Here is a 9178-nt window from a genome sequence, read left to right on the forward strand (position 1 = left end):
CGGGGACCTAGCCCTTGCGGGCGTGGTTCAGCGCGAGCACGCTGACCAGGTCGTAGGCGACGTGCGAGGCCGCCGTCGAGGTGATCTGCGCGTGGTCGTAGGCCGGGGCGACCTCCACCACGTCGGCGCCCACCAGGTTGCAGTCCGACAGTCCGCGCAGGATCTCCAGCAGCTCGCGGCTGGTCAGCCCGCCCGCCTCGGGGGTGCCGGTGCCGGGCGCGTGCGCCGGGTCCAGCACGTCGATGTCCACCGACACGTACAGCGGGCGGTCACCGATGCGCCGGCGCAGCGCGTCGGCGATCTCGTCCACGCCCTTGCGCATGACGTCGGCGGAGGTGACGATCCCGAAGCCGAAGCGGCGGTCGTCCTCCAGGTCCTTCTTGCCGTACAGCGGACCCCGGGTGCCCACGTGGCTGATCGCCTCGGTGTCGAGGATGCCCTCCTCCACGGCCCGGCGGAACGGGGTGCCGTGGGTGTAGGGCTCGCCGAAGTAGGTGTCCCAGGTGTCCAGGTGGGCGTCGAAGTGCAGCATCGCGATGGGGCCGTGCTCGCGGTACAGCGAGCGCAGCAGCGGCAGCGCGATGGTGTGGTCGCCGCCCAGGGTGACCAGGCGGGTGCCGGCCTGGACGAACCGCGAGGCGGCCTCGTCGATGGTCTCCACGGCGTCGCCGATGGAGAACGGGTTGACCGCGATGTCGCCGCCGTCGACCACCTGGGCGGTGGCGAACGGGGAGACGTCCAGGCCCGGGTGGTAGGGGCGCAGCAGGCGGCTGGCCTCGCGGATCGCGGAGGGGCCGAACCGGGCGCCGGGACGGTAGGAGACACCGGAGTCGAAGGGGACGCCGACCACGGCGATGTCGGCCCGCTCGACCTGGTCGATGCGGGGCAGGCGCGCGAACGTCGCCGGTCCGGCGAAACGCGGTACGAGGCTGGAGTCGGTGGGTCCGATCGGTGCGCTCATCGGGCGGTGGTGTCCCTCTCGTGGTCGGCGCGCTCGGCGCGGCGGGTTCGGGGTGTGACCGGCGACGACGTTGGCGCAGGTCACACGCGCTCCGGTCAGGGTAGGCGGGAAGTCAGGGCCGCTCCAGTGGACGAAACGCACAATCGGGTGTGTTCTCCTGGTCGGAGTATCCACAAGGGCCGCCGTCGGCGCCGCCGCGGATCATCCGGCGGAAACACGGCGGCACGGCGACCGGCACGGCGACACGGGAGGGGAGCGGGTGGACGAGGAACGCGAGGAGGTCCACGGCATCGCGCTGGGCACCGTGCTGGCCCGTCGCGATCTGGACCTGCGCCCGGTCGTGGCGGCGGGGGACCCGGCGGTGTCCTGGGCGGTGTCCAGCGAACTGGCCGACCCCACCCCCTACCTGCGCGGCGGGGAGCTGCTGCTGACCGCGGGCAGCGGCCTGCCCGCGGACACCGCGGGGGTGCGCGCCTACGTGGCGTCCCTGGTGGAGACCGGGGTGGCCGCCCTCGGGTTCGGCGTCACCCCGGTCCACGACGTGGTCCCGGCCGCCCTGGTGGAGCAGTGCCACCGCCAGGGGCTGCCCCTGTTCGAGGTGCCCCGCCCCACCCCCTTCGCCGCCGTGGGCCGGGCCGTCGCCGAGGCCCTGGAGGAGGTGCGGCTGCGCGACCTGCGCCGCCTGGGCGAGGCCCACCGCGACATGGCCCGCGCCGTCTCCGCCCCCGACCCCGCCGAACGCATCCTGAGGGTGCTGGCCGCCGCCCTGGGCGCCTGGGCGCTGGTCCTGGGGTCCGACGGGACGGTGGCGCACACCGCTCCCGGGGCCCCGGCCGACCCCGGCCCCGAGGCCGCCGAACTGCTGGGCCGCCTGACCGCGCCGGCCGGGCCGCGCAGTGCCAAGACCCGGCTGGCGGGCGAGGAGGTGTTCTGGCACACCGTCGGCACCCCGCCCCGCGAGCACGGGGTGCTGCTGGTGGGGCGCCCCGCGCCGCTGGGCGTCACCGACCGCGCCGTGCTGCGCACCGCCACCGCCCTGCTGGACCTGGTCGCCCGCACCGCACCCGCGCCGCCCCCGGTGCCCGGGGCGCTGATCGCCGCGCTGCTGCTGGACGGCGACCCCGGCGCGGCGGCCGCGCCCCTGCTGGCCGACCTGGCCGGGGACCCGCGGGCGACCCGCTACCGGGTGCTGCGCGCCGCCCCGGCCGGGGCGGGCTCCGGTCCGCTCGCGCCGCCACCGCTGCCCACCGCCGTCGTGGGAGCCCTGCCGGACGGGGCCGGACCCGCCGAAACCCTGCGCGCCGTCCTGGCCGACCGGGGACCGGACGCCCACCGGGCCGACCTGGACGACCTCGCCCTGCACGGGTGGACCGGGGCGATCGGCGACCCGGTGCCGCCCGGGGACCTGCCCGGGGCCGACCGCCGCGCGGCCGCCCTGCTGGCCCGCGCCCGCGCCGCGGGCGCACCGCTGCTGTGGGAGGAGGACACCGACCCCTTCGCGGAGCTGCTGGACCCGGCCGCGGCCGACGCCCTCGCCCGTCGGGTGCTGGGCCCGCTGGCGGGGGAGGACGACACCGCCCGGACGCTGCGCCGCACCCTGCGCGCCTGGCTGACCCGGCACGGCGGCTGGGACCGGGCCGCCGCCGACCTGGGCGTGCACCGCAACAGCGTCCGCTACCGGATCGGCCGGATCGAACGCGAACTCGGCGTGGACCTGGGCGACCCCGAGCAGCGGATGCGGCTGTGGTTCGCCCTCACCCGCCTGCCCGGTGCCTGAGCTGTGGTTTCCGTGGTGGACCGGGTACCGGCGGACCGGAAGAGGCCGCTGCTGCGCGCCCCCGGAGCCGTGGTGCACGTGCGAACGGCCGGTGCCGATACCCGCCCGAATCGGCCCGGAACGCCACCAGGACGTTCTGACCTGCGGTGATGGGATCGTCGGCGGTCCGGTTCCGTCAACCCCTCGTGGCCGTTATCGGCCAATTGCACGGTATCCCTTGCACATCGGCTGTTCCCGACCACCGCGATGGTGGAAGCTGAAGGGCCACCCCGCGACACCCCTCGCAGAAAACGGAGGTGGAAGGCGCCATCGGCCTCCGAAACACGCGTCTGTCGCGGTTCGCTCACCGACGCCGAATCCGAAGCAGGACACTGGATGGACGCAACCGTGAACACGAGGCCAGGGAGCCCCATGTCGTTTCCCCAGTTGGACACGGCCCTGCCCGCAGGGGTCGACCCCCGCGAACACGCCCTCCTGCTGCGCCGGACGCACGATGCCTCCCTGAACGGGCGGCCGGTCCCGTTCCGCCTGCGACCGGTCATCGAGGACTCCTGGAACCGCATGCGCAGGTTCGGCATCGACCCCGACGCCGGGCCGCCGCCGCGCCTGGTCTCCCCCGACGAGCTGCACCGCCGCCGGGAGGAGTCCCCCATCGCCGAGGTCCTGCCGCTCATCCGGCGGTCCCTGGTGTCGGTGGCCGACGAGGCCGACCACATCATGCTGGTCACCGACGCCTCCGGCCAGGTCCTGTGGAGGGACGGCTCGCACCGCATCCGCACCATCGGCGACCGGGTCGGCCTCGTCGAGGGCGCCTACTGGAACGAGGGCAGCACCGGGACCAACGCCATCGGCACCGCCCTGGTGGTTGGCCGGCCGGTGCAGGTGTACTCGGCCGAGCACTACGTGCGCAACCTGCACGCCCTCACCTGCGCCTGCGCACCCATCCACGACCCGCGCGACGGGCGGCTGCTGGGCGCCGTCGACGTCACCGGCCCGGTCTCCACCATCCACCCCTCCACGCTGGCCCTGGTCAGCGCCGTCGCCCAGCTGGCCGAGGCGCATCTCCAGGGCATCCACCACACCCACCTGGAGCGGCTGCGGGCGGTGTCGGCGCCGCTGCTGGCCGGGATGCGGGAGCGGGCCCTGGTGGTCGACGACAGCGGGTGGACCGCCGCCGCCGTCAACATGGAGCCCGTCCGCCGGGTGCTGCTGCCCACCCACCGCGAGAGCGGCACCGCCTGGCTGCCCGCCCTGGGGGAGTGCTCCCTGGAGCCGCTGCCGGGCGGCTGGCTCATCCGGCCCCGGCCCGCCGAGTGCGCGGCGCCCTCGACCGTCACCCTGGACCTGTCCGGGCCCGCCCCGGGGGTCAAGGTCGAGGGTCCCAGCGGCAGCTGGGCGCACCGGCCCACCCCGCGCCACGCGGAGCTGCTGCTGTTGCTGGCGGTGCACCGCTCCGGGCGTACCGCGGCCGAGCTGTCCCACGACGTGTTCGGGGCGGTCGGGCACGTGGTGACGGTCCGGGCCGAGCTGTCCCGGCTCCGCCGCCACCTGGGCGGCATCGTGGAGAGCCGCCCCTACCGGTTCAGCGAGGACGTGGTGGTGCGCGTCGTGCTGCCCGAGTACCCCGAGGACCTGCTGCCAGGGACGGATTCTCCCGGTGTGCGCGAGTTGCGGTCCCGGGTGGGATCGAGTGACCGCACGATTCCCCTGGGTATCGAGGTCGCAACCTAGTGCAACCGTTGCGGGAGGGCTCCCGAACGCGTTTCATGGGGTGTGCGCGGCCCCTGCCGGGGCGGTCGTCGGGCAAGAGAGGGCGCGACGGCCGCCGTCACCGGGAGCGGTACCGGCGCCCGCCGCTTCTGCGACCTTGAGGGGGGTCGGAGAGTCGCGGCGGGCGCGTCCACAGACCGGAGGTGGGTCCGGGACCTCGGGGGAGTCCCCGGGCCGTCCGCGCATCGGCGGCGTCCCGGTACGGTCTCTCCGGGACGCCGCCCCCGACGTTTCCGGGCCCTCAGTCCTTGTCGCGGGCCGGGGAGGCCCCCTTCTGCCCGCCCGCCTCCTGGTCGCCCGTGTCCTCCGCGGCCGGGGCGCACTGCAGGCAGTCCATCCGGAACACCTCGTCGCCGTCCACGGTGCCCACGAAGGTCCCCGGCAGCCCGTCGTCGCCCGCCGGGCGGGCGATCAGCGCCTCCCGGGACAGCTCGCCCTCGAACCGCGCCTGCGCACCCGCCTCGGTGGTGCCGGTGCAGTGCACGACGGTCGTGTCGCCGAGGTCGGCCTCGGCCTCCCGGGACGGGGAGGCGTCGGCGGGCGGGGTGGTGCCGCACTCCAGGGCACCTTCCAGGGGGTGGCCCTCGCGGGCGAAGGCGCGCTCGGCCCCCGGGCGCAGCACCGTCACCGACAGGGCCTCCGCCGTCCGTTGCAGCTCCACCGCGGCGGGGTCGGCCTCCGTCGCGGGCGAGCACGAGACGACGGCCCAGGCCGCGCCCGCCAGCAGGAGGGCCAGCGGCGCGCGGGCCCCGGTCGAGCGGACTCCCATGACACTTCCCCCTCCCGGCCCACCGCCGCGGTGGACCCGCCCCCACCGTCGCCGAGCGGCGGCCGGCGGCCCTGTTCCGACACGGTCACCGAGAGTGAAATATCGTCCAAGATCCGGTCATCGCCGTGCGCGTCGCGGGGGTCGGGCGGGTACCCCCCGAAGAACAATGGCGACCATTCGGGCGAAAGGGGAAAGCGTGATGAACAGCACCAATCCCTTGCCCGGTGGGGGTCGCGGCGGTGCACTGGGTTACACTCGGTGCATTTACCGAACCGTGTTCGCACACGGCTCACCCGACCCGACCGTCGCATCGGCGTCGCCCCCGGCCCGGCCGCCACGGACGACCCGTGTGAACCACGGGCCCATTGCGGGCGTCGTAACCAGGACCAACGATGATCCCGGCGGCGCCACCGCACCGGCTCGCCCGACCGTCCTTCCCAACGGAGGTGGATCGTGTCCACTGACCCCCGCCAGCCCGATCGTCAGGGCTCGCGCATCGACCCGCACATCGGCCGCTACGCACGCCGGGCCCAGGGCATGGTCGCATCGGAGGTCCGGGCACTCTTCGCCGTCGCATCGCGCCCCGAGGTCGTCTCCCTCGCCGGAGGCATGCCCAACGTCGCCGCCCTGCCGCTGGAGCCGCTGGGCGAACTGGTCAAGGACGTCGTCGCCGAAGAGGGTGCGGCCGCCCTCCAGTACGGCTCCGCCCAGGGCGACCCCGTCCTGCGCGAGCAGCTCTGCGAGTACATGAAGCTCGAAGGCATCACCGCCGCCCCCGACGACGTCATCGTCACCGTCGGCTCCCAGCAGGCCCTGGACCTCATCACCCGGGTCTTCGTCGACCCCGGCGACGTCGTCCTCACCGAGGCCCCCACCTACGTCACCGCCATCAACACCTTCGCCGCGTTCCAGGCCGACATCCGCCACGTGGGCATGGACGAGCAGGGCGTGATCCCCGCGGAGCTGGAGGAGGCGCTGGTCCGCGCCGAGCTCGACGGGCGGCCGGTCAAGTTCTTCTACACGATCCCCAACTTCCAGAACCCGGCCGGCATCACCATGAGCGCCGAGCGGCGCGCCGCCGTCGTCGAGGCCTGCGACCGCCACGGCGTGCTCATCGTCGAGGACAACCCCTACGGCCTGCTGCGCTACGACGGCGAGCCCCGGCCCACCCTGTACTCCCAGAGCGAGGGCAACGTCGTCTACCTCGGCTCGCTCTCCAAGACCCTCTCCCCGGGCCTGCGCATCGGCTGGGCCCTGGCCCCGGCCGCGGTCCGCGCCAAGCTGGTCCTGGCCGCCGAGTCGGCGATGCTCAGCCACTCCACCTTCAACCAGCTGGTGGTGCGTCGCTACTTCCGCAAGTTCCCGTGGAAGGAGCAGATCAAGGCGTTCAACGGCATGTACAGCGAACGCCGCGACGCCATGCTCTCCGCGCTGACCGCGATGATGCCCGACGGCTGCACCTGGACGCGCCCCGAGGGCGGGTTCTTCGTCTGGGCCACCCTGCCCGAGGGCATCGACGCCAAGGCCATGCTGCCCCGCGCCGTCACCGAACGCGTCGCCTACGTGCCCGGCACCGGGTTCTACGCCGACGGCCGCGGCCGCCAGAGCATGCGGCTGAGCTTCTGCTACCCCACCCCGGAGCAGATCCGCGAGGGCGTCCGGCGCCTGGTCGGAGCCATCGAGGGCGAGCTGGACCTGCGTGATACGTTCGGCAGCACCCTCGTCCCACCCACCGAGGGCGACCAGGCACCCGCCCCCGACACGCCCTGACCCCGAGGGGCACCGAGCACCATGACAGCACAGAAGGAGGTCCGCGCCGTGGCCGACCTTGACCGCGTTCTCGTTCTCGCCGGGGGCCTGTCCCCCGAACACGAGGTGAGCGTCCACTCCGGGCGCAGCGTCGCCGAATCGCTGCGCCGGCTGGACGTGGAGGTCCAGGTCGCCGACGTCGACGCCACCCTGCTGGACCGCCTCACCGACGACCCGCCCCAGGTGGTCTTCCCCGTGCTGCACGGGTCGGCGGGCGAGGACGGCACCATCCGCGAGGTCCTGGACCTGGTCGGCGTCCCCTACGTGGGGGCCGACCCCGCCGCCTGCCGCCTGGCCTACGCCAAGCCCGTCGCCAAGGCCCTCATGGCCGCCCGCGGGGTGCGGGTGCCGCGCGGCGTCGTCCTGCCCAAGTCCGCCTTTCACGACCTGGGCGCCCCGGCGCTGCTGGCCAAGCTGGCCGACCGGCTGGGCTCGCCGCTGTTCGTCAAGCCCGACCGCGGCGGGTCGGCGTTCGGCGCCACCCCCGTCACCGGGGTGCAGGACCTGTCCGCCGCCCTGGTGTCGTGCTTCGCCTACAGCGACTCGGCCCTGGTCGAGGAGCAGGTGCAGGGCACCGAGCTGGCGGTGGCCGTGCTCGACACCGGCGACGGGCCCACCGCGCTGCCGCCGGTGGAGATCGTGCCCGACGGCGGGGTGTACGACTACGCAGCCCGCTACACCGCGGGCCGCACCGAGTTCTTCTGCCCGGCCCGGCTGCCGGAGGAGACCCTGGCGGCGGCCCGCGAGGTGGCGCTGACCGCGCACCGCGCCCTGGGGCTGCGGGACCTGTCCCGCACCGACCTCATCGTCACCGACGGCGGCGAGGTCGTCTTCCTGGAGACCAACGTCGCCCCCGGGCTGACCGAGACCTCCACCTTCCCGATGGCCGCGGCGGCCGCCGGACTGGACTTCGCGGTCCTGTGCCGGGAGCTGGCCCACCAGGCGCTGCTGCGCGGCTGACCCGCGCACGTGAAAGGGGGCCCGCCGTTACGGCGGGCCCCCTTTGTGTGTTCTGTCGGTTCGGCGGGCCCGGCTCAGCGGGCCCGGGCCAGCTCCTCGGGAACCGCCACCACGTCCACCAGCGCGCCCTTGCGCAGCACGGTGATGGGCATGCGCGCACCGATCGCCGTCCCCAGCATCAGCTTCTGCAACCCCTGGCCGTCCCGGATCGGGTGCCCGGCGGCGTGCAGGACCACGTCGCCCAGGTGGATCCCGGCGACCCCGGCGGGGCTGCCCGGCACCACCTCCACCACGCGCAGGCCGCGCTTGCGGCCGGTGCGTTCGGCCACCTCCGGCGGCAGCGGGGCCGGGACCCCGGCCACCCCCAGCCAGGCGCGCCGCACCCGGCCCCGGGAGACCAGGTCGGCGATGATGCCGCGGGTGGTGGAGTTGATCGGCACCGCCAGGCCCAGCCCGTAGCCGGCGACGGCGGTGTTGACGCCCACCACCCGGCCCCGGGAGTCGGCCAGCGCGCCCCCGGAGTTGCCCGGGTTCAGGGCGGCATCGGTCTGGATGACGTCGTCGATGAGCCGCACGTGCCGCCCCTCCCGGGCGGGCAGCGAGCGGCCCAGCCCCGAGATGATCCCGGCGGTGACCGAGCCCGACAGCCCGAACGGGTTGCCGACGGCCACCACCAGGCGGCCCACGGCCAGGGTGTCGGCGTCGCCCAGGGTCACGGGCGGGGCGATGTCGCGCTCGGTGCGCAGCACCGCCAGGTCCGAGAGGGGATCGGCGCCGACCACGGTGAACGCGGTCTCGGAGCCGTCGCCGAACTCGGCCCGGCCCCGGTCGGTGCCGTCGACGACGTGCGCACTGGTGAGCAGGAGCCCGTCGGGCGTGAAGACCACGCCCGAGCCCGCTCCGGAGCCGCGGGGGCCGCGCAGGGTCAGGGCGGCGACGCTGGGCAGGACCGTCTCGGCGACGGTCGTGACGGTGGAACTGTAGGAGTCGAGGATGTCCTGGTCCGGTGTCCGCGCTGTGTTCTTCTCAGCGTCCATGACGACCTCAACACCGGCCCGCCCCCGCTGATGCCCCCGAACCCTTGCGCCCAGGGCGAACGCCCGGGCCGGTGGAAAGCGGGGCCGGTGGAACG

Annotated in this window: 7 protein-coding genes; 4 read left to right on the plus strand and 3 right to left on the minus strand. The window is 74.7% G+C overall.

What is annotated here, in order from left to right; all coding sequences use genetic code 11:
* Window positions 1–7 precede the first annotated feature (7 nt).
* Entirely contained in the window at window positions 8–961 is a 954-nt protein-coding gene (speB, locus tag ACJOT3_RS28495) for an agmatinase (protein ID WP_406976211.1), read from the minus strand.
* Between the two features lie 259 nt (window positions 962–1220).
* Between speB and ACJOT3_RS28500 the strand changes: the two genes are divergently transcribed.
* A complete protein-coding gene (locus tag ACJOT3_RS28500; protein ID WP_406976212.1) occupies window positions 1221–2738 on the plus strand; it encodes a PucR family transcriptional regulator ligand-binding domain-containing protein in 1518 nt (505 codons plus the stop codon).
* Between the two features lie 411 nt (window positions 2739–3149).
* Window positions 3150–4469, plus strand: coding sequence for a GAF domain-containing protein (locus ACJOT3_RS28505; RefSeq protein ID WP_406976213.1), 1320 nt, complete (start codon window positions 3150–3152; stop codon window positions 4467–4469).
* Between the two features lie 280 nt (window positions 4470–4749).
* On the opposite strand, the gene ACJOT3_RS28510 is transcribed toward ACJOT3_RS28505, so the two are convergent.
* Window positions 4750–5277, minus strand: coding sequence for a hypothetical protein (locus tag ACJOT3_RS28510; RefSeq protein ID WP_406976214.1), 528 nt, complete (start codon window positions 5275–5277; stop codon window positions 4750–4752).
* 537 nt (window positions 5278–5814) lie between these two features.
* Between ACJOT3_RS28510 and ACJOT3_RS28515 the strand changes: the two genes are divergently transcribed.
* On the plus strand, window positions 5815–7047 hold the full coding sequence (locus tag ACJOT3_RS28515) for an aminotransferase-like domain-containing protein (protein WP_406976216.1): 1233 nt from the start codon (window positions 5815–5817) through the stop codon (window positions 7045–7047).
* A gap of 48 nt (window positions 7048–7095) precedes the next feature.
* Entirely contained in the window at window positions 7096–8046 is a 951-nt protein-coding gene (locus ACJOT3_RS28520; RefSeq protein WP_406976217.1) for a D-alanine--D-alanine ligase family protein, read from the plus strand.
* Between the two features lie 74 nt (window positions 8047–8120).
* Here the strand turns inward: ACJOT3_RS28520 and ACJOT3_RS28525 are convergent, their stop codons facing one another.
* Entirely contained in the window at window positions 8121–9083 is a 963-nt protein-coding gene (locus ACJOT3_RS28525; protein ID WP_406976215.1) for a S1C family serine protease, read from the minus strand.
* Between the last annotated feature and the right edge of the window lie 95 nt (window positions 9084–9178).

The organism is Nocardiopsis protaetiae, assembly GCF_045446735.1.
Lineage (GTDB): Bacteria > Actinomycetota > Actinomycetes > Streptosporangiales > Streptosporangiaceae > Nocardiopsis > Nocardiopsis protaetiae.